The sequence below is a fragment of the Actinomadura alba genome (assembly GCF_014323705.1).
Lineage (GTDB): Bacteria > Actinomycetota > Actinomycetes > Streptosporangiales > Streptosporangiaceae > Actinomadura_C > Actinomadura_C alba.
This window is the reverse complement of sequence record NZ_JABVEC010000001.1, coordinates 376,301-398,863: the sequence shown is the minus strand read 5'-3', so window position 1 is coordinate 398,863 and position 22,563 is coordinate 376,301. Positions and strand designations below refer to the sequence as shown.

The following is a 22,563-nucleotide window of genomic DNA, read 5'->3' as shown; positions in this document are numbered from 1 at the left end:
CTTGTCGCGGTAGGTCCGATTCCCGAAGGTTTCCTACGGCACGGGTTACGTTCCGGTCTGCTGGTTGGACTCGCCGAGGAGCCGGTCGAGCTTCTCCCTCAGTGCGCGGTCCTCCTCGCGTAGCCGCTCCAGTTCGGCCTCATGGCGGCGTATCCGCTCCAGCAGCTCCCGCTCGATGGGGGACATCTCTCTCTCGGGAGCGGGGGGCCGGTCGGGTTCGCGTGGAGGCTCGATGGGTGTCGGGTCACCGCCGGCGAGGATCGCGTCGATACTGCCGGCCGCCCACTGAAGCGCCTTCTCGATGCCGCTCTTGGTGAGCGACCGGATGTCGCCGGTCCCTCGTCGGATGGTGCGGAGGGTCTCGCGGTGGACCCCCGATAGAGCTGCGACCTGATCCCACGTCAGCCCGAGTTCAAGCCGTCGGGCGTCCATTTCCGCAGGTAGTCGCTCGCGCGGGGAAGGCATGGCCGCAGTGTCGCATGCCAAAAAAGGCCATGTCCACCAACGTCTAGGCCAAGTTAGGCATAACTGACCTCGCCGTTTGTGTCATACGACAGCACTACGCCAGGTTATGCCAAAGTAGGCCCTATTTCGGCCCTGGACATTAGGCCTAACTCGGCCTAGTCTGGCATCCATGCAGTCCGTGAAGGTAGATGGCCACCGGCTTCGGGCCGTGCGCGAGGAACGGGAACTGACCACGACCCAGCTCGCTGCGCTCGTCTCCGTGGAACTGGGTCGCCCTGTCAGCCAGTCGACGATCACCAAATACGAGATGGGCCACCGCCAGCCGCGCCCGCAGATGTTCGGCGCGCTATGCCGGGCCCTTCGCCGCCCCAAGACCGACCTGCTCGTTCAGACGGAAGGGCAGTCGGTCTGATGGGCCCGAGCAAGAACCGCCGGGACGACGCGCTCGAGGAGCGACGTCAGGAACGCGGGCGACTCGCCAAGGCCAAGGAAGAGGCCGACCGCCGCGCCGCCGAGGCCGAGCGCAGGGCCGCCGAGCAGGAAGACGGCGAGTGATGGCCGGCCAGCCGAGGCGCCGTCGCGAGATCAGCGACGAAAGCCGCGAAGCGATCCGCCGGTCCGTCGCCGCCGCACCGCGCCTCGTCCCGGAGCAGATCGCGACCCTCCGCGCGATCTTCCAGGGCGGGGCCGCTGAGAACCCCCAGCGCGCCGCCTGAAACAAGGCGGGCCCGGTCGCTGCAGACGACCGGGCACCGCTGACCCCACCACAACGCCAACAACCAAGGAAGGGCAGGGCCATGCCAGAGCCTACCGACCGACCGCAGTTCAAGCCCGGCGACAAGGTCCGCGCGATCGTCGATGGGGACGTCGTTCGCGTCGTGACCGAGGGCCACGACAGCGACGTGCGACCCGTAATCCAGCTGATCGTCACCCAGTCCAACGGAACGATGTTCTACACGACGCTGCCTCTCAACTGGGAGGGCGTCACGGTCGAGCCGTTGACGGAGACACCGGAGCCTGCCGCCCCGGCCGAGTCCTTCCCCACCCCGGACCCCGACCAGTCCATCCACGCTCTCCGTCTCTCCACCCGAGCCTTCAACATCCTGTGGCGCGCCAAGATCCTCACCGTCGGCGACCTGACCTCCCGCACCGAGGACGACCTGATGGACCTGCGGAACATGGGCGTGCGGTCCCATGCCGAGGTGCTCACGGCCCTCGCGGCGCGCGGCCTGGCGCTGAAGGAGGCCGGGTCATGATCGCCCCGATCGTCCTCGCCCTGCTGCTGATCGTCCCGCAGGCCGCCGCGTTCGTCTGGTACTTCCGCCGGCTGCGGCGGATCGGCGGTGCGCGATGACCGGCCCGGAGCACTACCGCGAAGCCGAGCGGCTCGCCAAGCAGGCCAACCACTGGACTTACGGCGACGGCGGCGACCCCGTTGCTGGGGCTGCTCTCGCCGCCGAGGCCCAGGTGCACGCCACGCTCGCCCTGGCCGCCGCGACCGCCCTCATGGGGTCGACCAACCACGCGCGGGTCGTCGACGCGAACGCGTGGCAGGCCGTCGCCGGTGAGAAGCCGAACGGCGGCTCGCGATGACCGCCCTCACCCCGAACGTGCCGCTGCTGAAGGCGACGTTCGCGCACGTCCTCAAGAACATGACCGCCTGGAATCAGGCCCACTGGTCGAACGAGTGCGGCACCGCCCACTGCTTCGCCGGATGGGCAATCGTCCTCCACGGCACCCCATTCCTGCCGCTGCCCAAGGACCGCGTCTCGCAGCTGTTCGTCGTCCCCCCGCCGAACGAGCCCCTGGACGGGATGGTCGCCCCGCTGGTCCTGGGGAAGCGCGTCGTCGCCGCCCCCGTCTACGCCCAGCACATCCTGCGCCTCACGAACCGGCAGGCCGACGACCTGTTCTTCGCGCTCAACACCATCGACGACCTCCGCCGGGGCGTCCAGGAGCTGTGCGTGGGGGTGCCCGTATGACGACCCTCGCAGCGTTCCGCCTCGGCCCCCACCACGGGCCCGACTACCAGCCGTACGGCGTCCTGTCCTACTCCCGGCAGGCCCACCGGCACATCCTCACCGAGTACGCCGACCGCGAGGCGGCCGAGGCCGCCCGTACCCGCATTGCCCACGACGCGGACCTGTCCGCGCTGCTGCTTTGCCAGTCCGCCGGCAGGTGGGTCCCGGCCGCCTCGGCCGACGCGCGCGTCGCGCTGGTGGCCTACGCCATCGACTGGCCGACCGGCGTACTGAACAACCGGCAGTCCGAGATCAAGGCGCTGCTGGCCGCGTGCCGCCGAGACCGGTCGCCGATGTGGGCGTGGGGCGTGTTCCAGAACCTCGTCACCGCCATGGAGCACACCGACACCGAGGCCCGCGACTGGTGCCTGAACAACCTCGCGCCCGGGGGTGCGTGATGGCCGTCCAGATCCAGCGCGGCACGTGCCCGGTCTGCCGCACCGAACAGAAGCTCACGGCGAACGGGACCGTCGACCACCACCGGCGAACCGTGCGCGGCCGGCTGACCGAGGCCTGCCCCGGCCGATGGAAGCAGCCCGCCGACACCGCAGGGGGCTCGCGATGACCAGTAAGACCAAGCGCCGCAACCACGGCCGCGGGCACTCCTACCTGCTCGATGGCCACAAGGTGTCCGGCGTCACCACCCTCATCAGCGGCGGATTTCCCAAGACCGCCCTCATCAATTGGGCCGCCCGAACCGTCGCCGCCAAGGCCGTCGACGAGTGGGACGACCTCGCGAAACTGCCGGTGTCCGAGCGGCTCCGCGCCCTGGAGAAGGCACACGAGGTCGTACGGAACTCGGCAGGGCTGCGCGGCACCCGCGTGCACGAGCTTGCCCACCGGCTGACGCACGGAGAGGAAGTGGAGGTGCCGGCGGAGCTGGCCGGCCACGTCGACGCCTGCGTGCGGTTCCTTGACGAGTGGGAGGTCGAGCCGCTGTTCACCGAGCGGCCGGTGTTCTCCCGAGAGCACCTCTACGGCGGGAGCCCGGACCTGGTGGCCCGGCTGCGCGACGGCAAGACCTGGCTCCTGGACTGGAAGACCAACACCAACGGCCCGTACGGCGACATGGCGTTCCAGCTCGCCGCCTACCGGTACGCCGAGTTCTACCTCGGCGAGGACGGCGAGGAGTGCGAGATGCCCGCCATCGATGAGGCGGGCGTGGTGTGGCTGCGCGCCGACGGCTACGACCTGTTCCCGTTCGAGGCCGGCCCGGACGTGTTCCGCCAGTTCCTGTACATCGCCGAAGTGTCCCGCGCGGCGCAGGACTGCCGTGACTACCAGGGCGATCCCCTGATCGGAGTGGACGCATGACCGAGCAGCAGACGAACGCGACACCGGCGCTGAACGCGGCGCTGGCCAAGGTGCAGGCCCGACTGCCCAAGTTGGAGCGCGACCGCACGGTCACGGTGGAGACGAAGAAGGGCGAGCCGTACTCCTACAGCTACGCGACCCTGGCCCACCTCTCCGAGGCCGTCCTGCCGCTGCTCGCCGAGAACGGCCTGTCGTTCACCTCCATGCCGGGCGCCGGTTCGGACGGGAAGATGTGCGTCCGCTACAGCCTGAGGCACGAGTCCGGGGAGGCGCTGACCGGAGAGTTTCCGATCTCCGCCGAGGGCGGCATCCAGGTGCTCGGCGGCCGGATCACCTACGCCCGCCGCTACTGCCTGGCGGCCGTCGTCGGTATCGCAGCCGACGAGGACGACGAGTCCCGACTGCCAGGCGACGCGGCACCGCGCACGGCGCAGCGGTCCGGGCGCCGGGGCTCACCCGAGCAGGGAGCGGAGACCGCTCAGCGGTCCAGGCCGGCGCGCCCGGCGGCGGGGCCGCCGCTCCCTGGTGAGGAAGGCCGGTCCGCCGAGCCGCCCATCACCCAGGCGCAGCTGAAGAAGCTCCACACCGTCTTCAGCGCGGTGGAGGTGCCCGACCGGGAGACCCGCCTCCAGGTCGCCTCGCTGATCGTGGGCCGTGACGTCGGCTCGTCCAACGAGCTGACGAAGGTCGAGGGGTCGACGCTGATCGACACCTTGGACCGGGTCGCGGCCGGCGGGCCCGAGCCGGGCGCGCGCCTGTGGACGCTGCTCGGCGAGATCGAGAAGCAGCGCGAGGGCGAGTCGGCCGTCGCCAACCCGCTGCACTACACCCCGGACGAGATTGCGGAGGGGTCCTCATGACCGACATCGACGACTTCACCGACTACACCGAGGGCTGCGCCTGCGGGCACCCGCGGCGCCAGCACGGCAACGAGGGTTGCGACGGCACCAACCAGAGGCTCGACCACGAGCAGCTGCCCGCCCCGTCCTACGCCGACGAATCGGACCCGTTCGCGTGGCCCGTCAACTGGCCGCCGCCCGAGCAGGCTCCGACCACTGAGATCCCGTGCACCTGCGACGCGTTCGGCCCGGCCGAGCCCGAGCCGCCGGAGGACTGGTGATGGACGCGCGCGAGCACTTCCACGCCGCCGAGCAGTACGCCACCGACGCCGCTCGTGGCGGCACGCCCGTCGGCGACACGACGGAGCTTGGCATCCTCGCCGTCGCGCACGCAGTCCTGGCGTGGGCTGCGCTGCTCGGCGCTGACGCTGACCCGGCCGAGCAGATCGACACCTACGACCCGGCCACCCGCGCGCCGGTCGTGAGCATCGCCGGACGCAAGACGGCCGCCGCTGCGGATGCACCCGCGACGGCGGCCGGTGAGACGACGACCCGACTCCCTGGAAGGAACCCGAAGTCATGACCACCCTACCCACCAGCAGGCCGGAGCCCGGCTCGGTGCGCGAGCGGCAGGCCAAAGCCCTGATCACCGCGTTCCGTCTCATGGCCTACGACCTGCCGACGCTCGCCCACGTCAACGTCGACCGCGACGGGGTCCTGCGTCTCCAGGTGAGCGCCACGCTCAGCGACGCCGATGACCTCGCCGCCGTCCACGCCTGGGCCGAGTTCCTGGACGCCGAGATGACGACGAGGGACGTCGAGGGACACAGGAGCAGGATCCACGTCTCCACCCAGACGACGTTCCGGGACGTGCCCGTCGAGGCGTGGACGAGCTTCATCCCCGCCGCGCCCGCTCTGGCGAAGGGCGGTGCCTCCAGTGAGTGAACTCACCACCGCCGCACTCGAAGACACCTACCCGCAGGCCGTCCTCTGGTCGTGGGGGAACCGCTTCAAGGCGCTCGGGTTCGTCGCCGACGTCGACCGCAAGCTGGACGCCACCGACACCGAGATCGAGCGTCTGCAGGCCCAGCTGGACGCGGCGAAGGCCCGGCACCGGGAGCTCGGCATCGAGCGCGGCGAGCACGAGGAGAACGCGGACGCGTTCCTGGAGATGGTCGCGGACTGGTGCCGGAACCACGGCGACCTCCCGCTGCCGCCCGAGCCCGTCATGCCGCCTGCCCCGCCGCCTGTCAGTGACGGCGTCCGGCCGGTCCGGATGGCCGACGTGCGGGTCGCGAATGGGGACCCGCGCGCCTTGGAGACCCGCGAGCATCCCGCCGTCAAGCCGGGGCACGCCGACCCGAACGCGCCGGTGTGCATCTGCGGTGACGAGCTCGCCAAGGAGGGCGGCGTGCTGGTGCACCGGTTCAACGGTTCGCCGCCGTGCGCCCCGGTCGACCCGCTGGAGCCGCTCGCGCCCGGCGTCATCGACGGCCGCGCCGACGTCACCGTGCCCGACACCGACCAGGAGGGCGACCGCAATGGGTGATCGCACCGCCGACCTGCTCGACAAGGCCGCCGACGTCCTCACCGAGCGCGGGTGGCACCGGGGCGGGTGGCTCCCCCTCGGTAGGGACGTCGACGTCAACACCTGCAACGTGTGCGTGCTCGCCGCGATCAACGTGGCCGCCGGGGCCTCGCCCTGGCGCGACTTCGAAGAGGAGAACACCGACACCTTCGACGCCGCGATCGCCCTCGCCGAGCACCTCGGTCACGAGCCGATGGAAGACCACGAGGACATCGCCGAGGTGATCGGCAACCAGTGGAACGACGACCAGACCCGCACCGCCGAGGACGTCATCACTGCACTGCGTGAGGCGGCCGCCGCCGAGAGGGGGCGGACGTCGTGATCGTCTACCACGTCTTCGGCGCGTTCATCCCGGTCATCGCCGCCCTGTACTCCCTCACCTGCCGCCTCCACCGGGCCCGGCCCCGCCTCATTGCGATCCGCCGACGCGGACGGCACGCCGCACCCCGCCCCCCACGCGACCACCGCGAGCGCGCCGACATCCTGCCCGGCCTGGAGGTCGCCAATGCCTGAGCGGATCCAGCCAGAGCAGCTCGCCGCGTACGAGCGCGTCACCGACGACGCCAGCGACGGCCCGTGGGAGGCGACCGGCGACGACCACGGCTCCGACGGCATCGAGTACGGCGTCTGGTCACCCCGATCGGTCCAGAACGGCGAGTACATCGCCGAGCTAATCACCAGCGAGCAGCCCGAGGCCGACTCGGTCTTCATCGCCACCGCGCGAACCGCGATGCCGAAGCTGATCGCCGAGGTCAAGGAGATCCACGCGACCGCGTGCTCCCTCGCCGAGCAGATCCGGCGCGTCCGGGAGCAGCACCCGCGCGAAGAGAACGCGAGCGGGCCCGTCTGCGGCGGCTGCGTCAACGCGTACGAGGAACCCAGCGCCTGGCCGTGCCCCACCATCCGCGCACTGGACGGCGGTGAGCCCGGTGCGTGACCTGACCATCGCCGCCGCCATCCTCGGCACCGCGTTCTGCGCCGCCGGGCTCGGCGTCCTGGCCACCCTCGCCTGCGTCGGCACCACCCGGGCCGACCGGGCGCGCGGCATCGACCACGAGCGCGACGCCATGGAGGCGCACCGGTGACCGACTCCCAGATCAGCCTGCCCCTGTCCGCGCCCGTTCCGGGCACGGGCAGGTCCAACCCCGGCCCGGCGCGCGGAGGGGAAGCCGCCGCCGGGCCGGCCCGGTCGAACCCGGCCTTCAAAATGACCGTGCTCGGCACACCCGCCCCCCAGGGCTCGAAGCGACACGTCGGCAACGGCGTGATGATCGAGTCGTCCAAGAAGGTCAAGCCCTGGCGCGAAGCCGTCAAGCACGCCGCCGGCGAACTCATCACCGACCCCGGCGCCCCCGGCCGCATCACCACCATCGGCTTCCCCCTCGATGGCCCGCTCCTCCTGGAGATCTGTTTCACCCTCCACCGGCCGAAGAGCGCACCGAAGAAGCGCCACCGGCCGGATCGGATGCCGGACCTGTCCAAGCTCATCCGGTCCACCGAGGACGCCCTCACGGACGCAGGTGTGTGGGCCGACGACGCCCGGGTGGTCGGCGTATCCGCCCGCAAGGTCTACCCGCACCCCCACTCCGGCGACCCCGACGCGCTCGCCATGCCGGGCGCCGTGATCCGCATCTGGGAGATCACCTCATGACCATCACACCACCAGCGCCGCCGGCGTCCGCCGAGCGCGTCAAGGAACTGCTCGAAGGCGGCCGCACCGTCGCCGACATTGCCACCAAGACCGGATGGCCACGCCAGAGAATCCTCGCCCTCATCAACGGGTGGAAAGGCTGGCTCCACAACCACACCACCGACATCGCCTACCGGCCCGACGCTCGGCCGGCGCCGACCGCCGGGCGCGGGCCGACCCTGCCCATCAGCCCGAGGGCCGAAGTCGTCCAGCCGCACCGCGACAGCGCCACCGAACTCATGGCCCGCGCCACGTACATGACCGACGAGAAGGTCGTACAGCGCGAGCTGACCCGCGTCACCGAAGCCCTCGCCCGCCTCCGTACCGCGGTGACCGACGTCGACCAGCGCGCCGAGCGGGAGAAGGAACGCAAGGCCGCACAGGAGCGTGTCGAGACGCTCGAGCGGGAGCTGGCCGAAGCGCGCGCCCGTGCCAAGGAACTCGGCGGGAAGCGGCCGGGCACCACGCCCGCGGCCGCCGTGGACGGCGCGTCGCCCAAGCAGATCCGCGCGTGGGCGAAGGGCGCCGGGATCGCGTGCAACGCCCAAGGCAAGATCCGCCGGGACGTCGTCGACGCCTACAACGCAGCCCACGGTGGTGCCTGATGGGCGACTGGCGGAAGCGGGCCCTCTGCCACGGGGACGACCCAGAGCTGTACTTCCCGATCGGGAACACCGGCCCGGCGGTCCTCCAGGCCGAGCAGGCCAAGGCCGTGTGCCGCCGCTGCCCGGTCCGCGCCGCATGCCTGGAGTTCGCGCTCCAGATGAAGGCCGAAGGGATCTACGGCGGCACCGATGAGGAAGACCGGCGGAAGCTACGCCGCCGCCTGTCCCGCCAAAAGGCCAGCGCATGACCGCCCCGACCGTCGCCGAGCTCGAGCAGCTCGCGCAGACCTACGCCACCGGCACCGCCCCATGGCTCGCGTTCGCCGTCCACCAAGGCGACGCCGACCTCATCGCCGAACTCCTGGCACACCTTGACGGCATCCAGCTGCGCACCCTCGCCGTCGTCCTCGCCTCCCAGATCCCACGCCCCCGCACCCGCCCCGACGACGGAGTCGTGGACGAGGTCGCCATCGCCCGCGTCGCCGCCGGCGACGACGCACCCCTGTCCAAGGCCGAGCGAGCCGCCGCGGCCCGCCTCATGGCCGACCAAGGCGCCACCCAATCCCAGATCTCCCGCCGCCTCCACATGTCCGGCACCAGCGTCCAGCAGGTGCTCAACCAGATGGAAGAGAGCAACGCAGCGTGACACGCATAGACCTCACCACCCGCGAACTCCACGGCCTCATCGCCCCCGTGCTCCCGCACACCAGCACCGACCCGACAATGCCCCCGCTGAACTGCATCAGCCTCGAAGTCAGCAGCGACGTCCTCTATGCCGCCGCCAGCGACCGCTACACCCTCGCCGCGTCCCGGCACGCCCTCGAGGAACCCACCGCCAGCCTCAAGCTGCTCATCGACCGCGGGGACGCCGCCGCGATGCTCAAGCTGTTCACGTTCAGCAAGGACGAGGACCCCCAGCTCGTCCTCATCGTCGATCAGTTCCCCATCGCCGTCGGCCGCAATGCCACCATCGACGGCCTCGGCTTGCGCATCGACGGTGAGGACGGCACCCGGCTGATCCTTCACGACCGCACCGTGCCCGGCGAGAAGTGGCCGCTCCATGACTGGCGGGCCCGCATCGGCAAGGCCGTCCACCGCCCCCAGCAGCCGGCCACGCCCGCGCTCATCCTCACCCCGACGTTCATGCCCCGGTGGGCCAAGGCCGCCGGCCGCGGCGAGCGGCTCATGGCGTTCATCGGACCCGAGGCGACCGACCCGATCCTCGTCACCGTCGAACAGCACTTCATCGGCCTGTGGCTGCCCTGCCATCACCTGGACAGCGACCACGAGGGAGGGCTGCTGACAGACAACCCGTGGAAGGCCGAACTCCCGGCCGCATAGACCCCGCCCGGCGGGAGCAGGGCTGCTGTCTCGCCCTGCTCCCGCCACCCAACCGACCGAGATCGTTTATAGAGATCAGGAGAGCCACCTAGTGGTCTGGTTCAAGGTCGACGACGGCCTCGCCTTCCACCGCAAAGCCGTCGCCGCCGGCAATGCGGCCATGGGCCTGTGGGTCCGGGCCGGGTCCTGGTGCTCGCACCAGCTCACGGACGGATTCGTCCCGGAAGACATGATCGGCTCGCTCGGCAACACCGGGCAGGCGAAGCGGCTTGTCGCCGTACGCCTGTGGGAGCGCGTCGAAGGCGGATACCAGTTCTGGCAGTGGAACGACCCCGGACGGCAGCCGACCCGGGAACAGGTGGAGCAGGAGCGAGAAGCGGCCCGCGAACGGATGCACCGAGTCCGAACCGGCAAGCGAAGTTCGCCCGAACGTTCACCCGAACACGCAGCGAACGGTGACCGAAGTTCAGACGCTGTTCGGCTTCCCCGACCCGACCCGTCCCGTCCCGAAGGGACGGGGGTAACTGTAGGTGAATCATCTACCGGTAGCAGACGCGCGACCGATGACGATTCGAAGATCGACGAACGGATCATCGAGCTACTCGCCGAACACGCCGGCCGAACCGTCAGCCCCGAATGGGCCGCCCGCGTCCGCCGGCAGATCCTGACCGGCCGCGACCCCCGAGACCCCGCCGCCTACGTCGCCGCCGCCATCCGCGGCAACCCCCGCGACTACCTGCCCACCGGCGACGACCACCCCTCCAGCCGGTCCGTGCGCGAAGCCATCGCCGCCTCCATGGGAGACCCCCCATGACCGACAACACCTGGGCGCACGCGCTCACACAGATCCAGCGCGAGGCCGTCGACGTGCTCGCCGAACGCCGGGAACGCGTCCTCGCGCACCCCGACCTCGCCCACCGCCTCACCCAGCGGCCCCTCCGGTTCGCCAGGCCGGAGGCGTGGAACGGCTACGTCCCCCCGAAGTTCGTGCCGAGCAGGGACGGCTACCGGATCAACGACTCCCCGTACCGGATCGCGCTCGTGGACATCTGCTCCGAGGCCATGCGCCGGCACGAGGACGGCGGCGAACAGACCCACCTTGACCCGGGCGACCAGCCCGCCGAACGAGAGGCCAGCTAATGCCCTGCCCGTACGACCATCCCTGGCCCTTCGGAGGGATCGACTGATGCACGCCGACCTGACGCCCGAACAAAAAACCCTGATCGCCGAGTACAAACAGCAGCACAGGGGGAGTCGGCAGGCGAGCCCGATTCGACGGGGATACCGCCGCCTGCCCAGCACCGTTGACCGGCGCGCGCAGCCCGGCCAGCCCCTCACCGACACCGAGGCCGACATCATCCGGCGCCTGGCGGCCGGTGCGTACGACGGTGAGATCGCCGAGGCTCTGGAGATCTCGGGTCGGCACTACCGGCGGCACGTCGTCGCCGCACAGCGCAAACTCGGGGCGCGTACCCGCGCGCACGCCGTGGCTTTGGCCGCCGCGGTGGGACTCATCGAGCTCACGTCTGACGACCACCCACTGAGGAGACCCCCGATGCCCGATGACCTGACCGAGATGCGTGACCGGATGGCACGGGCGCTGGCCCAACCCATCTACGGCCGCGACGACCCCTCGTGGCCGCTGCTGGAGGTCTGCCAGCCGTATGCCGACGCCGTGATGGCCGTCGTCGGGCCCGAGCTGGAGCGCGCCCGCCATGACGCGGCACGCATCCTCCAGATCGTCTCCGACTGGTGCACCGAGGCCAACAACATCGGGGGCGTGGACGCCACAGACCTTGCCTGGCGGCTGGAGACGGCGGGCTACATGCTGCCTGACGAGGAGATCCCCCATGCCTGATGACCTGACCCGCTGGCGGACGATCGCCGACGCCGTGAACACCACCCTCATCCGAGATGTGATCCACGAGGCCGCCGATGAGGTGGAGCGGCTCCGTGCTTGCGTCGTGAAGATGGCGGCCCTGCTCACCGACCACGACCGACTCGTGGAGCACACTCTCGATCTGCGGGCGTTCAACGCCATGGCCGAACGAGACGCCGAGTTGGAGCGGCTCGCGGACGGCGGTGACGTGTGATGCTCGATGACCTGACCGAGATCCGCGCGCACATCGAAGCGGCGCACACCGAGATCTGCGAGATCGCCGAGCAGGGCGTCACCCGCCGGTGGCGGATGCACATCCCCGCACAGCCCGACCGCGACAGCGACCTGCTCATCAGCCGGGCGCTCAAGGACGCTGAGGAACTTGCCGACGAGGTGGAGCGGCTCCGCGACAAGGTGCTGATCCAGGGCGGCATCCACAACGGCGGCTCGGTCTCCTGCGACGCGGTGAACGAGTTGCTCCAGCAGGCCGAGACCGAGCGCGACAACGCCCGTGCTGACCACGCCCGTGCTGACCACGCCGGGGCCGAGCGTCGCCTGCAGGTCGCGCAGCAGACCATCGAGATCAAAGACCAGGCCATCACCGACCTCAAGGCCGAGCGGGACGCCCTCAAGGCCGCCCTCCCTGGTGACGTAGCCCGCCAGATCGCCGAGGTCGAGGCCAAGCGTGCCGCGATGCCCGAGGACGAACGCCGCCGCCACGAGGCCTCTGACGCGCCGCTCCTGCGCTTGCAGCTCGCCGGTTGGTACAGGCAGGCCAAGGAGGCCGAGGCCACCCTCGATCGCGTACGGGCGCTCCACCCGCGTTCGACTCACGGCTTCGTCCGGGACTACGTGCCCATGGCCGACGTCCGCACTGCCCTCGACCACCCCGCCAAAACAAGATCACCCGCCCAGGTGGAATCGCAGGTCAGCGCCCCGCAGACCCCAAATCCCGCCCGGCCCGCACCCCCCAAGGGAGACACCCCGTGACCAAACGCGTGTACCGCTACGAGATCCCCGTCAACGGACGCCCCTTCACGCGCAGCGTCTCCGGCGACCCACTGCACGTCGCAGCCCGCCGGATAGGAGTCAGCCCGGACCACCGTGTCGACTTCTGGGTCGAGGACCGCGACGACGCGCCACCACGCGATCGGGTGTTCCAGGTGTTCGGGACCGGCCACCCCATCCCAGATGAGGCCCAATGGGTCGGCACGACCCAACGAACCCCCGAGGGGTTCATCTGGCACCTCTACGAACTCCTCGACACCCCTGGAGACACCCCGTGAGCATCTGGACCGTGCTGTGGATCGCCTGGATCGCAGCGTTCGCGCTGCTGGAAGGGCTCGCGCTGCGGGATAAGCGGCCCGGCGACACCCTGTCGGAATTCACCTGGCGGCTGTTCCGCATCCGCGACCGCCGCCCGACCGCGCTGACCTGGGTCGGCCGGGTCCTGCTCGTGATCGGCGGGGTCTGGCTCACCGGGCACCTCGCCTTCGGGTGGTGGTCGTTCTGAGCCGCCCGCACGCCGCTTACCCGCCGATGGGCGACCCTGACTTTCCGCAGGTCACAGACTTGCCCAAGATCCCCCAGGAGGCCCGTTGAAAGGCACCGCCGACCGGCTCGCCGTTGCCCTCGACGTGCACGAGCTCACCCGCCCCGGCGGGATCCTCGACCAGCTCGACGCGCTCCTGCCCGAGCAGGTCACCGACCCCACCACGGGCGGCACCAGCGGCCAGAAGACCACCGGCAGCCCCGCCCCATGGCACGCCGAGGCCGCCGCTGTCCTGGTGACGATCCACGAGGAAGCTCGCCGCCTGGAGGCCTCGCTACGCCGTGAGGTCACCGGTCGGCTCGGCCGCCGGCGTGGCGGGTCGGATGGGAACACCCGCGAGGCCCTGGCCGCGATCGTGAACCTCACCGAGGCCGTGTGCGAGGACGAGGTGAAGCGAGCCGCCCGCATCGTCGCCCGCTGGGTCACCAGCGCCCGGCAGATCCGCGATATTGACCAGGCCGACCGGTGGGAGCCGCTACCACGGCTGCCCGGACACCTGCCGCCGGCGTGCGACTGGTGCTCGACCTACAGCCTCCGCATGAACCGGCGCACCGGGGAGGTCCGCTGCACCAACCACCGCTGCACCGACGAGGAAGGCCGCCGCCCGTACGCCCGCATCCTCGCCGGCTCCTACTCCGGCCAGACCTCCCTCGTCTGGCAAGACAGCCGCTCCGTCGTGTACGTCACCGAGGAGCCCGCAGCGTGACCGATCTGTGGACCGTGGAGGATGCCGCCCACCTGCTCGACCCCCCGATGACCGTCGAGCAGGTGCGGGCGCTCATCACCGCTGCTGGGATCCGACCGGCCGGGCACCGCCGCACCGGCCGCCCAGGGCGTCCCGCACCGGCGTACGATCCCGCGGTGCTCCTCCGCGCACACGCCGCCCTCGTGCCGCTCCTCGTCGAAGCCGAGACCCCATAACAGCGTTGCAGGTGGTGAGCCCGCGAATTTTCTGATCTAATTCGCAGCGGAGACGTGTCTCTGAAGCCCGGCTGAGTGCCGGGCTTTCGCACGTCACGGGGGTGACGATGGCCGCCTCCTCCGGACGCAAGGGCCGCCGCTGGCGCCGCATCAAAGCGCAGGTGCTCGCGGACTGCGCAGGCATCTGCATCGTCTGTCGGCACGGAGGCGCCACCTACACCGACCACGTCGTGCCCATCGAGGCATGGAAGGCCATGGGCGGCGACCCCGAGGACCCGGCCAACCTCCGGCCCATCCACGGCGCACTCAACCGCTGCTCGGTCTGCCATCGCTGCTGCAACGAGTCCAAGGGTGACCGCCCCCTCGAAGAGGTCCAGGTCGTACAGGGATCAAGGGACTGGTGACCATGGCTGAGGCACTCGACTGGCTGGAGTACTGGGCAGGGCGAGCGTTCTGCCGGGTCCTGCACCGCCACAACACCTCGTGCCGAGGCCGCCGTGACCACATGCCGCACCACGTGCCCGGCCCGACGGGGTGCGGACACTGGCTCTGACTGTGGTGATCGGCCCACCTGCCGCCGGCAAGACCACCTACGTCCTCGCCCACGCGCGCCCAGGTGACGTCATCGTGGACTACGACCGCATCGCTAACGCTCTGACCTGCGGAGATGCAGACAGCCACCGCCACCCCGAGCCTGTGCAGCGTGTAGCCCATCGGGCCCGCACTGCGGCCATACGCGAGGCGCTGAAGCAGTCCACCCGCACGGACGTGTGGATCATCCACACCCAGCCCCAGCCCGACACCCTCGCTGAGTACGCCACCTACAGGGCCAAGGTCATCACCATCGACCCAGGCAGGGACGTGGTCCTGACCAGGTGCGACGAGCAGCGCTCACGTGGGGCCAGGGCAGCGGCAGAGCGCTGGTACTCAACGCAGCGTGACGCGGATCAGGTAGCAGCGACCGCCTCGCGCGCATGGTGACCACACCAACCATGCATAGCTATGCACATATGCATGCGACGCATCCCTATGCATGGTCAACACGCTGTGTGCACCCCTTCGCGTCACACCACGTGACCACCACCGAGCCATCGCACAGGCCGGAACGATCAACGCTCTGACCAGCAGGAATGTGGAGCTCCGGGGTAGGGGGTTCCAAAGTTCACAGACCGGGGCCGGTGGACCCCAAGCAAGTGCTCCCGCTTCTCTCTCCGTGACTCAGAGTGACGGCTTCATGATCATCCGAGCCTGCATATTCATGCATCGCTAATCGGTCGAACCCTGGTTGGGCCCAAATAGCGACCTTGATCATCGCCCCTCCACTAATCGCCCAACCTCGACTTCGACCGGATTAGCGGGGTGATCATGAGCGATGATCTTGACCCCTCGGCCCGCCTCGCGGAGGCCGTCAGGGCCGACCTCGCCCGGTGGAAGTTGCTCGACAGCTCGCTGGCTGCTGCGACCCTCGACGTCGTCGACCGCCTGTCCGACCCCGAGCTGAAGCCCGCCGCGGCGGCCCTGCTCCACCAGCGGCTCGACACCTACCTCGCCCACCTGCGGAAACTTGCCCCGCCTGAGGTGGCCCACGACGTCATCGACGAAGTCGCTCAGCAGCGCGAGGAGCGCCGCAAGGCCGCGGGGATGGCATGACGGTTCTCGATGCGCCGGCGCTGCTCGGATCGCAGGAGCCGACGGTTACCTCCGTGCCCGAGCACGTGTCGTCGGCCGGCCACGAGGCCGCGCTGCTCGCGGACCGGGCCGGGCTGGTGCTCGACCCCTGGCAGCGGCAGGTCCTCATCGGCGGCCTGGGCGAGCGCGCGGACGGCCGGTGGGCGGCGTTCGAGGTCGGCGTGATGGTGGCCCGGCAGAACGGCAAGGGCGCGATCGCCGAGGCGCGCGTGCTCGCCGGCCTGTTCCTGCTCGGCGAGCGGCTGATCATGTACTCGGCGCACGAGTTCAAGACCGCCTCGGAGATGTTCCGCCGGATCCTGGAGCTGATCGAGGGAACCCCGGCGTTCTCCCGGCGTGTGAAGGCGGTTGCTCGGTCCAAGGGTGAGGAGGGCATCGAGCTCACGACGGGCCAGCGTCTTCGGTTCCTGGCCCGCTCGACGGGCTCGGGCCGTGGCTTCTCGGGTGACTGCAACCTCCTCGATGAGGCTCAGCACCTTGGCGAGGCCCCGGTGGACGCGCTCATGCCGACGATGTCCGCAAGGCCAAACCCGCAGTTGTGGTATCTGGGGTCCGCCCCTGACAAGGATCTGGCGCCGTGCGAGCCGTTCGCCCGGGTGCGTTCCCGCGCGATGGTTGGCGACGCGAAGCGGCTGGCGTACTTCGAGTGGTCCGCGGCGTTGTGCGGCGACCAGTGCGGGACGGACTGCGACCAACACGACGACGCCAGCAGCCCTTTGACCTGGGCAAAGACCAATCCGGGCATGGGTATCCGCATCTCGGAGGAGCACATCGCCACTGAGCGGGAGTCGATGAGCCCCCGCGGGTTCGCCCGTGAGCGGCTCAGTGTGGGGAACTACCCGACGGTCGGCGGCGGGTGGGAGGTCTTCTCCCAGCCTGCGTGGACCGGGATCGAGGACGAGGCGTCGACGCCGGCGGACCCGGTGGCGTTCGCCGTAGAGGTGGCGCCTGAGCGGAACGCTGCGGCGATCTCGGTTGCCGGGGCGCGCGAGGACGGGCTTCTGCACGGTGAAGTCGTCGACTACCGGCCGGGCACCTCGTGGGTGGTGCCGCGGCTGGAGACGCTGCGGGGGCGGTGGGGGCCGTGCGCGGTGGCGATTGCCCCGGCCGGCCCGACGGGGTCACTGCAGCCGGACCTGGAGGACGCCGGGTTCGAGCTGACCTTGGTTAAGGGCCGGGATACCGGCGCGGCCTGCGGGTCGCTGTATGACGCGATCGTGCGCCCCCCGGACGCCGAGCCGGGTTGGGCGCCGACGATGCGTGTACGCCCGCATCCGGCGCTGACAGCCGCGGTGGCCGGCGCGGCCCGGCGGTTCATCGGGGATGCGTGGGTCTTCGACCGGCGTGGTTCGGCCGTCGACCCGGCCCCGCTTATCTCGCTGGTGGTGGCGCGGTGGGCGTTCCTAACGAGAGAGCGGATCGACGATGGCCCGCCGAACATCTGGTGAAGGAGGTTCGCTGATGCTGGACCTGCTTGAGCTGGGGTTCGTGGTGGTGTTTCTGGCCGGCGTGGCGCTGTGGTGGCCGCCTGCGGCGCTGATGCTCGGCGGTGTGCTGGGGGTTATGGCGTGCGAACGCCGCTCAGGGCCCCGTCGCACTGCTGTGGCGGCCGATGATGGGCGCCCGGCCCGGCGTCTGCGGAGGGTCGCGTGAGCCTGTTCGGGCTGTTCGAGAGCCGCGCGAATCCGAACAACCCGGCGGTGCCGCTGACCTCCAGCACGCTGCTGGACTGGCTGGGCATGGGCGAGGCCAACGAGTCCGGTGTGCCGGTCAACCAGAACACCGCGATGAACCTGTCGGCGGTGTACCGGGCAGTCGACTTGGTCTCATCGGTGTCCGCGGCGCTGCCGCTGGTGGCCTACCGCAGCGGCACCAAGCAGCCCGCGCCGGCGCCGCTGCTGGCCGAGCCGCACCCGGACCTTACGCCGTATGAGTTCTGGAAGCTCAGCTACGTGCACCGGCTGCTGTGGGCGGATTCGTTCTCACGTATCGTCACAGACCGTGTCGGCCGGCCTCGGCAGTTGTGGCCGCTCCACCCCTCGCGGGTGCAGGTCAAGGACGTGCAGCCCTCCGAGGCCAACCCCGAGGGCAAGGTCTTCGTCGTCGACGGCGAGGAGGACCGGCCGCTGACGTCGCGGGACATCTTCCATATCCCCGGGCTCAGCTACGACGGGCTGCGCGGGGTCAGTGTCATCACGCACGCCCGGCAGTCGATGGGGCTCGGGCTGGCGGCCGAACGGTACGGCGCCAGGTTCTTCGGCAAAGGCTCGTTGCTGTCCGGGATCCTGCGGACTGAGCAGCGCCTTGACCAGGGGCAGGCCGATGACCTGAAGTCCCGGTGGCGGGAGAAGATGGCCGGGATCGAGCACTCGCACGAGGTGGCGGTGCTGGACTCAGGGGCGCAGTTTCAGCCGCTGTCCATGCCGCATGACGACGCGCAGTTCCTGGAGTCCCGCCAGTTCCAGACCGAGGAGATCGCCCGCTGGTTCGGCGTCCCCCCGTTCCTGCTGATGCTGACGGAGAAGTCCACCAGCTGGGGCACCGGTCTGGAGCAGCAGACGCTCGCGTGGCTGAAGTTCACCCTTCACCCGACCTGGCTCACCCCGACCGAGCAACGCGCCACCCGCCGGCTGACCGACGGGGGCGTCGAGGTGCGCTACAAGGTCCGCGAGCTGCTGCGCGGTGACAGCACCGCCCGGGCGGCGTTCTACCGGACGATGCGTGAACTCGGTACGTACAACGGCGACGACATCCGCGACGAGGAAGACCTTCCGCCGCTGCCAGACGGCCTCGGCGCAGAGTACTGGCAGCCCGCGAACATGGTGCCACTGGGCACGCGGCCGCAGATCCAGGGAGATGATGATGAGCCGACGGGCCAGCCTGCCGACTGAGGAGCGCCGCAACCTGGCGCTCGCCGACGCCGGTGTGCAGTTGCGCGCGGATGAGGACAAGCCGCCGCGGTTCACCGGGCACGCCGCGGTTTTCAACAGCCGCACGGCCATCGGCCCGGTTCCGGGCTGGGGGTTCCTGGAAGAGATCGCACCAGGTGCGTTCACCAAGACCCTCAAAGAGGGCGACGCCCGGATGCTGATCGACCACGAGTCGTCCAAGGTCGTGAGCCGCGTGTCGGCGGGCACCCTGGATTTGGCCGAGGACGACGCGGGCCTGGCCACCAATTCCGCCCTCGATGACGAGCTTTCGTATGTGCGGGATCTGACGGCCAACCTCCGCAACGGAAACGTCACCGGCATGTCCTTCGGGTTCCGCGTGGTCAAGGACGACTGGCTGACTGAGGAACTGGACGTCGAGGGTCTCGATGACCCTGCCGAGGTCGAGGTCCGGGTGATCCGCGAGGTCAAGCTGATCGAGGTCTCGGCGGTGACGTTCCCCGCCTACACCGAGACTGACGCCGGGCTCCGCTTCGGCGTGATGCCGGCCCTGGCCCGCCGTGGTGACCGTGAGGCCATCAGCCGCCGCACGGCGGACCGGCCGGAACTACAAGAACTTCTCCCGCACCTTCCGGTGGGAGAGCCCCGCAGGCGCACGCTCAGCCTGGCCGAGATGGACCGGCTGGCCGACGCCTACGCACTGTCCGTCGAGCGCAAGCCGGCGTAGCACCACTTCCGCAAGTCTCGCTCTGCCGAGCCGGGCGCGACACCACTCCCCCTTGGGGAGCCGGGCGCGACACCACTCCGCACGAGATCGAGGCGGCCGGACGGACGAACCGTCAACCGCAACGATCAAAGGAGAACAGTCGTGTCTCGACTGCAGACTCTCCTGGAGCAGCGCGCGAACGCCTGGGCAACCGTTCAGGACATCCGTGAGCGGCTCTCCAGGGAAAACCGTGACGCCAGCGAGGATGAGGACACCGCGTTCCGGAACGCCCTCGACGACGTCGAGAAGCTCTCGGCGAAGATCGCCGATGAGGAGCGTGCCGCCCGGCTGGAGTCCATCGACTACAGCCAGACCCCCGGCCGCAGCGTCCCCGAGGGCCGTGGCGAGGGCGATCAGCCCAACGGCGAGTCCCGCTACGGCGACGCCTTCCAGGTGTGGATGCGTGGCGGCTCCGAAGGCCTGACCGCCGAGGAGCGCACCGCGCTTCACGGCGGGTTCGTCGACACCAAGGAGCTGCGAGCGCAGGGTGTGGCAACCGGCGCGGCCGGTGGCTACCTGGTGCCGCAGGGGTTCCGGAACACGCTCATCGAGACGATGAAGTTCTACAGCAGCATGCGCGCGGTGTCCGAGGTCATCAACACCGACTCGGGGCAGACGCTGCCGTGGCCGACCAACGATGACACCGCCAACGTTGGCGCGATCCTGGCCGAGAACACCCAGATGACCCAGCAGGACCTGACCCTCGGGCAGGCGCAGCTCGGCGCGTACATGTACACCTCGAAGATCGTGCTGGTCAGCTTCCAACTGCTGCAGGACAGCGTGTTCAACCTGGACAGCTTCCTGGCCCGCAAGCTCGGTGAGCGGATCGGCCGGATCCAGAACACCCACTTCACCACCGGCACCGGCTCCTCGCAGCCGCTGGGTATCCAGACGAACGCCACCGTCGGCAAGCAGGGCACCACCGGGCAGACGACCACGGTCATCTACGACGACCTGATCGACCTGATCCACTCGGTGAACCGCGCCTACCGCAACACCGACAGCCGGTGGATGATGGCCGACTCCTCGCTGAAGCCGATCCGCAAGCTCAAGGACTCCCAGAACCGGCCGCTGTGGGAGCCGAGCGTGCAGGTGGGGGTCCCAGACTCGCTGCTCGGCTACGGGCTGGAGATCAACGACGACATGCCCGCCATGGCGGCGTCGGCGAAGTCGGTCCTGTTCGGCGACTTCCGCCGCGGTTACGTCATCCGCGATGTCCTCGGTGTGCAGCTGCTGCGGCTTACCGAGCGGTACGCCGACTTCCTGCAGGTCGGCTTCGCCGCCTACGCGCGCACCGACGCGACCCTGCAGGATGCCGGCGCGATCCGCGCGTACCAGAACGCGGCCAGCTGATCCCCCGGGGAGGCGGGCGACCCCTGTACCGCCTCCCCGGGCTCCATTTCAACCAGGAGGGATCCTGACATGGCCGAGGCCAAGCAGGGCACACAGAAGACCACAAGGGCCGCCACGGGCCACACCGAGGCGTCCAAGGTGTCGGGCGACACCGACCGCGTTGCGATGGCTTCCCGCCGTCCCGACGGCACCCCGGCGCAGGCGCCCGGGTTCACCTACATCGACCCCGCAGCCGCCCGTGAGGCGAGCGAGACGCAGCTGACCGAGCAGACTGTCTCCGCCGTCGACCAGGTCGTTCGCGCACCGACCGAGGGCGGGGAGGGCTCGGAGGAGCCGGACCCGGCGGTGTCGCAGATCGTGCAGGCGCACGAGCAGGCCGCCGGCGTGGCCCGAGCCCGTGTGGAGGACGAGCACGGCAAGGACACCCGGTCCTGATGCCTCGCATCCGGTTCCTGCAGTCGGTCGTCGGCGATGACGTCGGCGACCGCTCTGCAGGGGATGAGGCCGACGTGTCGACCGAGGTCGCGAAGGTGTGGGCGGACGGGGTGCGGGCCGAGTTGGTGCGTGCCGAGCCCGTTCAGCGGCCCGAGCGGCGGCGGCGCCGTGAGACGGCGAAGGGCTGAACGGTGCCGCTCGTCAACCCGTACTGCGCTGTCGCCGACATCCGGGCGGAGTTGTCGGACGCTGACTCCAAGCTGTCCGAAGCGCTGATCGAGAAGGCAATCAGCGCGGCGTCCCGTGCGGTCGACAAGCACACCGGCCGCCGGTTCTGGCCGGACCCGGCGCCGACCGTCCGTGCGTACAAGACGACCGGCTGTTCGACGGTCAGGGTGCACGACATCTCCACCCTGACCGGGCTGGTCGTCAAGACCGACCCCGCTGGTGACGGCTCCTGGGCGACCACCTGGGCGGCGTCGGACTATCAGATGGAGCCGCTGAACGCCGACGCCGACGGTGGCTCCTATGCCTGGTGGGACATCGTGTCGCTGCTGGGCGCCTTCCCCGCCGCCAGGCGCCGGCCGTCGCTGCAGGTGACCGCACGGTTCGGCTGGTCGCAGGTACCTGACCAGGTCACCGAGGCGACCATCCTGAAGGCCGTCGGCCTGTTCCGGCGCAAGGACGCGCCGTTCGGGGTGGCCGGGTTTGGGGAGTTCGGCGCCATCCGCATCACCCGCGAGGACGCGGATGTGGTCGATTTGCTCGCCCCGTTCCGCCGGGTGGTGCTCGCCTGATGGCCTCCCTCCAAACGATCCGCGACGCGATCAGAACAACGCTGAACGGCATCTCTGACCTGCATGTGTACGACACAGTGCCTGAGGCGTCCAACCTCCCAGCGGCTGTTGTGATGCCGGACACCGCGAACTTCAACGTCGCCATGGGCCGCGGCATGGACACCTGGGAGTTCGACATCGCCGTCCTGGTGTCGTGGGGAGAATCGGGCGTGGCACAGGACCGGCTGGACGCGTACGTGACCGGCGCCGGCGCCAGGTCGATCCGGCAGGCCATCTTCAGCAACCGCAACCTCGGCCTCGCCGACACGGACGCGCACATCTCCAGGATGAGCGACTACGGCGGCCAGTTCGACATGGCCGGCATCGACAACATCGGTGCCCGGCTGCGGCTCGTCGTCCACACGAAGGGAACAGAGTGAC

At 70.0% G+C, this 22,563-nt stretch carries 46 protein-coding genes; 45 read left to right on the top strand and 1 reads right to left on the bottom strand.

The annotated features are described in order from the left end of the window. Window positions 1-45 precede the first annotated feature (45 nt). Window positions 46-465 (bottom strand): hypothetical protein, encoded by a 420-nt coding sequence (locus tag HKK74_RS02130; RefSeq protein ID WP_187241235.1) that lies wholly within the window; start codon window positions 463-465, stop codon window positions 46-48. A 169-nt stretch (window positions 466-634) separates the two neighbouring features. Here HKK74_RS02130 and HKK74_RS02125 point away from each other — a divergent pair, with 169 nt between their 5' ends. The 45 genes from HKK74_RS02125 (at window position 635) to HKK74_RS01905 (ending at window position 22,562) form a co-directional block, all read left to right on the top strand. Beyond that, window positions 635-877, top strand: a complete 243-nt coding sequence (locus tag HKK74_RS02125; RefSeq protein WP_187241234.1) for a helix-turn-helix transcriptional regulator — start codon at window positions 635-637, stop codon at window positions 875-877. After that, window positions 877-1,020: a hypothetical protein gene (locus HKK74_RS02120; RefSeq protein WP_187241233.1), complete on the top strand. Its 144-nt coding sequence runs from the start codon at window positions 877-879 to the stop codon at window positions 1,018-1,020. Before HKK74_RS02125 ends, HKK74_RS02120 begins: the two co-directional genes overlap by 1 nt. Continuing rightward, entirely contained in the window at window positions 1,017-1,181 is a 165-nt protein-coding gene (locus HKK74_RS02115) for a hypothetical protein (protein ID WP_187241232.1), read from the top strand. Before HKK74_RS02120 ends, HKK74_RS02115 begins: the two co-directional genes overlap by 4 nt. Before the next feature lie 81 nt (window positions 1,182-1,262). Next, entirely contained in the window at window positions 1,263-1,721 is a 459-nt protein-coding gene (locus HKK74_RS02110; RefSeq protein ID WP_187241231.1) for a DNA-directed RNA polymerase subunit alpha C-terminal domain-containing protein, read from the top strand. A 94-nt stretch (window positions 1,722-1,815) separates the two neighbouring features. Then, window positions 1,816-2,058 (top strand): hypothetical protein, encoded by a 243-nt coding sequence (locus HKK74_RS02105; RefSeq protein WP_187241448.1) that lies wholly within the window; start codon window positions 1,816-1,818, stop codon window positions 2,056-2,058. Further along, complete coding sequence (locus tag HKK74_RS02100; RefSeq protein ID WP_187241230.1) at window positions 2,055-2,447, top strand: hypothetical protein; 393 nt, start codon at window positions 2,055-2,057, stop codon at window positions 2,445-2,447. The genes HKK74_RS02105 and HKK74_RS02100 overlap by 4 nt, the downstream gene beginning before the upstream one ends. Further along, window positions 2,444-2,884: a hypothetical protein gene (locus HKK74_RS02095; protein ID WP_187241229.1), complete on the top strand. Its 441-nt coding sequence runs from the start codon at window positions 2,444-2,446 to the stop codon at window positions 2,882-2,884. Before HKK74_RS02100 ends, HKK74_RS02095 begins: the two co-directional genes overlap by 4 nt. Then, window positions 2,884-3,051 carry a hypothetical protein gene (locus HKK74_RS02090; RefSeq protein ID WP_187241228.1) on the top strand — a complete coding sequence of 56 codons (168 nt, stop codon included), beginning with the start codon at window positions 2,884-2,886 and terminating at the stop codon, window positions 3,049-3,051. Before HKK74_RS02095 ends, HKK74_RS02090 begins: the two co-directional genes overlap by 1 nt. Further along, complete coding sequence (locus tag HKK74_RS02085; protein ID WP_187241227.1) at window positions 3,048-3,800, top strand: hypothetical protein; 753 nt, start codon at window positions 3,048-3,050, stop codon at window positions 3,798-3,800. Before HKK74_RS02090 ends, HKK74_RS02085 begins: the two co-directional genes overlap by 4 nt. After that, window positions 3,797-4,660 carry an ERF family protein gene (locus HKK74_RS02080; protein ID WP_187241226.1) on the top strand — a complete coding sequence of 288 codons (864 nt, stop codon included), beginning with the start codon at window positions 3,797-3,799 and terminating at the stop codon, window positions 4,658-4,660. The genes HKK74_RS02085 and HKK74_RS02080 overlap by 4 nt, the downstream gene beginning before the upstream one ends. Continuing rightward, window positions 4,657-4,920: a hypothetical protein gene (locus tag HKK74_RS02075; RefSeq protein ID WP_187241225.1), complete on the top strand. Its 264-nt coding sequence runs from the start codon at window positions 4,657-4,659 to the stop codon at window positions 4,918-4,920. Before HKK74_RS02080 ends, HKK74_RS02075 begins: the two co-directional genes overlap by 4 nt. After that, window positions 4,920-5,222 carry a hypothetical protein gene (locus HKK74_RS02070; protein WP_187241224.1) on the top strand — a complete coding sequence of 101 codons (303 nt, stop codon included), beginning with the start codon at window positions 4,920-4,922 and terminating at the stop codon, window positions 5,220-5,222. Before HKK74_RS02075 ends, HKK74_RS02070 begins: the two co-directional genes overlap by 1 nt. Continuing rightward, on the top strand, window positions 5,219-5,584 hold the full coding sequence (locus tag HKK74_RS02065) for a hypothetical protein (protein ID WP_187241223.1): 366 nt from the start codon (window positions 5,219-5,221) through the stop codon (window positions 5,582-5,584). Before HKK74_RS02070 ends, HKK74_RS02065 begins: the two co-directional genes overlap by 4 nt. After that, on the top strand, window positions 5,577-6,188 hold the full coding sequence (locus HKK74_RS02060) for a hypothetical protein (protein WP_187241222.1): 612 nt from the start codon (window positions 5,577-5,579) through the stop codon (window positions 6,186-6,188). Before HKK74_RS02065 ends, HKK74_RS02060 begins: the two co-directional genes overlap by 8 nt. Beyond that, window positions 6,181-6,549 (top strand): DUF6197 family protein, encoded by a 369-nt coding sequence (locus HKK74_RS02055; protein ID WP_187241221.1) that lies wholly within the window; start codon window positions 6,181-6,183, stop codon window positions 6,547-6,549. Before HKK74_RS02060 ends, HKK74_RS02055 begins: the two co-directional genes overlap by 8 nt. Then, complete coding sequence (locus HKK74_RS02050) at window positions 6,546-6,740, top strand: hypothetical protein (RefSeq protein ID WP_187241220.1); 195 nt, start codon at window positions 6,546-6,548, stop codon at window positions 6,738-6,740. Before HKK74_RS02055 ends, HKK74_RS02050 begins: the two co-directional genes overlap by 4 nt. Next, the gene (locus HKK74_RS02045; RefSeq protein WP_187241219.1) at window positions 6,733-7,164 is read left to right on the top strand and encodes a hypothetical protein; all 432 of its coding nucleotides are present in this window, start codon (window positions 6,733-6,735) and stop codon (window positions 7,162-7,164) included. Before HKK74_RS02050 ends, HKK74_RS02045 begins: the two co-directional genes overlap by 8 nt. After that, complete coding sequence (locus HKK74_RS02040) at window positions 7,157-7,312, top strand: hypothetical protein (RefSeq protein WP_187241218.1); 156 nt, start codon at window positions 7,157-7,159, stop codon at window positions 7,310-7,312. Before HKK74_RS02045 ends, HKK74_RS02040 begins: the two co-directional genes overlap by 8 nt. Beyond that, complete coding sequence (locus HKK74_RS02035) at window positions 7,309-7,878, top strand: RusA family crossover junction endodeoxyribonuclease (protein WP_222721743.1); 570 nt, start codon at window positions 7,309-7,311, stop codon at window positions 7,876-7,878. The genes HKK74_RS02040 and HKK74_RS02035 overlap by 4 nt, the downstream gene beginning before the upstream one ends. After that, window positions 7,875-8,522 (top strand): Lsr2 family DNA-binding protein, encoded by a 648-nt coding sequence (locus HKK74_RS02030; protein ID WP_187241217.1) that lies wholly within the window; start codon window positions 7,875-7,877, stop codon window positions 8,520-8,522. Before HKK74_RS02035 ends, HKK74_RS02030 begins: the two co-directional genes overlap by 4 nt. After that, entirely contained in the window at window positions 8,522-8,770 is a 249-nt protein-coding gene (locus HKK74_RS02025) for a WhiB family transcriptional regulator (RefSeq protein ID WP_187241216.1), read from the top strand. The genes HKK74_RS02030 and HKK74_RS02025 overlap by 1 nt, the downstream gene beginning before the upstream one ends. Further along, a complete protein-coding gene (locus tag HKK74_RS02020; RefSeq protein ID WP_187241215.1) occupies window positions 8,767-9,168 on the top strand; it encodes a helix-turn-helix domain-containing protein in 402 nt (133 codons plus the stop codon). Before HKK74_RS02025 ends, HKK74_RS02020 begins: the two co-directional genes overlap by 4 nt. Further along, complete coding sequence (locus HKK74_RS02015; RefSeq protein WP_187241214.1) at window positions 9,165-9,863, top strand: hypothetical protein; 699 nt, start codon at window positions 9,165-9,167, stop codon at window positions 9,861-9,863. Before HKK74_RS02020 ends, HKK74_RS02015 begins: the two co-directional genes overlap by 4 nt. 91 nt (window positions 9,864-9,954) lie before the next feature. Beyond that, window positions 9,955-10,677, top strand: a complete 723-nt coding sequence (locus tag HKK74_RS02010; protein WP_187241213.1) for a hypothetical protein — start codon at window positions 9,955-9,957, stop codon at window positions 10,675-10,677. Continuing rightward, the gene (locus tag HKK74_RS02005) at window positions 10,674-11,003 is read left to right on the top strand and encodes a hypothetical protein (RefSeq protein WP_187241212.1); all 330 of its coding nucleotides are present in this window, start codon (window positions 10,674-10,676) and stop codon (window positions 11,001-11,003) included. The genes HKK74_RS02010 and HKK74_RS02005 overlap by 4 nt, the downstream gene beginning before the upstream one ends. A gap of 46 nt (window positions 11,004-11,049) precedes the next feature. Next, entirely contained in the window at window positions 11,050-11,721 is a 672-nt protein-coding gene (locus HKK74_RS02000) for a helix-turn-helix domain-containing protein (RefSeq protein ID WP_187241211.1), read from the top strand. Further along, window positions 11,714-11,956, top strand: a complete 243-nt coding sequence (locus tag HKK74_RS01995) for a hypothetical protein (RefSeq protein WP_187241210.1) — start codon at window positions 11,714-11,716, stop codon at window positions 11,954-11,956. The genes HKK74_RS02000 and HKK74_RS01995 overlap by 8 nt, the downstream gene beginning before the upstream one ends. Beyond that, window positions 11,956-12,732 (top strand): hypothetical protein, encoded by a 777-nt coding sequence (locus tag HKK74_RS01990; RefSeq protein WP_187241209.1) that lies wholly within the window; start codon window positions 11,956-11,958, stop codon window positions 12,730-12,732. The genes HKK74_RS01995 and HKK74_RS01990 overlap by 1 nt, the downstream gene beginning before the upstream one ends. After that, window positions 12,729-13,028: a DUF7352 domain-containing protein gene (locus tag HKK74_RS01985; RefSeq protein WP_187241208.1), complete on the top strand. Its 300-nt coding sequence runs from the start codon at window positions 12,729-12,731 to the stop codon at window positions 13,026-13,028. The genes HKK74_RS01990 and HKK74_RS01985 overlap by 4 nt, the downstream gene beginning before the upstream one ends. Next, window positions 13,025-13,255 carry a hypothetical protein gene (locus HKK74_RS01980; RefSeq protein WP_187241207.1) on the top strand — a complete coding sequence of 77 codons (231 nt, stop codon included), beginning with the start codon at window positions 13,025-13,027 and terminating at the stop codon, window positions 13,253-13,255. The genes HKK74_RS01985 and HKK74_RS01980 overlap by 4 nt, the downstream gene beginning before the upstream one ends. A gap of 85 nt (window positions 13,256-13,340) precedes the next feature. Then, the gene (locus tag HKK74_RS01975) at window positions 13,341-14,000 is read left to right on the top strand and encodes a hypothetical protein (RefSeq protein ID WP_187241206.1); all 660 of its coding nucleotides are present in this window, start codon (window positions 13,341-13,343) and stop codon (window positions 13,998-14,000) included. Then, complete coding sequence (locus HKK74_RS01970; protein WP_187241205.1) at window positions 13,997-14,215, top strand: hypothetical protein; 219 nt, start codon at window positions 13,997-13,999, stop codon at window positions 14,213-14,215. Before HKK74_RS01975 ends, HKK74_RS01970 begins: the two co-directional genes overlap by 4 nt. A gap of 107 nt (window positions 14,216-14,322) precedes the next feature. Further along, window positions 14,323-14,619, top strand: a complete 297-nt coding sequence (locus HKK74_RS01965; protein WP_187241204.1) for an HNH endonuclease — start codon at window positions 14,323-14,325, stop codon at window positions 14,617-14,619. 2 nt (window positions 14,620-14,621) lie between these two features. Beyond that, entirely contained in the window at window positions 14,622-14,768 is a 147-nt protein-coding gene (locus HKK74_RS01960) for a hypothetical protein (protein ID WP_187241203.1), read from the top strand. 5 nt (window positions 14,769-14,773) lie between these two features. Continuing rightward, window positions 14,774-15,196, top strand: coding sequence for a hypothetical protein (locus HKK74_RS01955; RefSeq protein ID WP_187241202.1), 423 nt, complete (start codon window positions 14,774-14,776; stop codon window positions 15,194-15,196). 384 nt (window positions 15,197-15,580) lie between these two features. After that, entirely contained in the window at window positions 15,581-15,865 is a 285-nt protein-coding gene (locus HKK74_RS01950) for a hypothetical protein (RefSeq protein WP_187241201.1), read from the top strand. Next, a complete protein-coding gene (locus HKK74_RS01945) occupies window positions 15,862-17,352 on the top strand; it encodes a terminase large subunit domain-containing protein (RefSeq protein WP_187241200.1) in 1,491 nt (496 codons plus the stop codon). The genes HKK74_RS01950 and HKK74_RS01945 overlap by 4 nt, the downstream gene beginning before the upstream one ends. A 13-nt stretch (window positions 17,353-17,365) precedes the next feature. After that, window positions 17,366-17,557 (top strand): hypothetical protein, encoded by a 192-nt coding sequence (locus HKK74_RS01940; RefSeq protein ID WP_187241199.1) that lies wholly within the window; start codon window positions 17,366-17,368, stop codon window positions 17,555-17,557. Next, window positions 17,554-18,795 carry a phage portal protein gene (locus tag HKK74_RS01935; RefSeq protein WP_187241198.1) on the top strand — a complete coding sequence of 414 codons (1,242 nt, stop codon included), beginning with the start codon at window positions 17,554-17,556 and terminating at the stop codon, window positions 18,793-18,795. Before HKK74_RS01940 ends, HKK74_RS01935 begins: the two co-directional genes overlap by 4 nt. After that, complete coding sequence (locus tag HKK74_RS01930) at window positions 18,767-19,519, top strand: HK97 family phage prohead protease (protein WP_222721742.1); 753 nt, start codon at window positions 18,767-18,769, stop codon at window positions 19,517-19,519. Before HKK74_RS01935 ends, HKK74_RS01930 begins: the two co-directional genes overlap by 29 nt. A gap of 141 nt (window positions 19,520-19,660) precedes the next feature. Continuing rightward, on the top strand, window positions 19,661-20,911 hold the full coding sequence (locus HKK74_RS01925) for a phage major capsid protein (protein ID WP_187241197.1): 1,251 nt from the start codon (window positions 19,661-19,663) through the stop codon (window positions 20,909-20,911). A gap of 69 nt (window positions 20,912-20,980) precedes the next feature. Beyond that, window positions 20,981-21,346: a hypothetical protein gene (locus tag HKK74_RS01920; RefSeq protein ID WP_187241196.1), complete on the top strand. Its 366-nt coding sequence runs from the start codon at window positions 20,981-20,983 to the stop codon at window positions 21,344-21,346. Next, window positions 21,346-21,534 carry a hypothetical protein gene (locus HKK74_RS01915; protein WP_187241195.1) on the top strand — a complete coding sequence of 63 codons (189 nt, stop codon included), beginning with the start codon at window positions 21,346-21,348 and terminating at the stop codon, window positions 21,532-21,534. The genes HKK74_RS01920 and HKK74_RS01915 overlap by 1 nt, the downstream gene beginning before the upstream one ends. Window positions 21,535-21,537: 3 nt before the next feature. Continuing rightward, a complete protein-coding gene (locus tag HKK74_RS01910) occupies window positions 21,538-22,143 on the top strand; it encodes a hypothetical protein (RefSeq protein ID WP_187241194.1) in 606 nt (201 codons plus the stop codon). Then, window positions 22,143-22,562, top strand: a complete 420-nt coding sequence (locus HKK74_RS01905; protein WP_187241193.1) for a hypothetical protein — start codon at window positions 22,143-22,145, stop codon at window positions 22,560-22,562. The genes HKK74_RS01910 and HKK74_RS01905 overlap by 1 nt, the downstream gene beginning before the upstream one ends. The last annotated feature ends 1 nt before the right edge of the window (window position 22,563 follow it).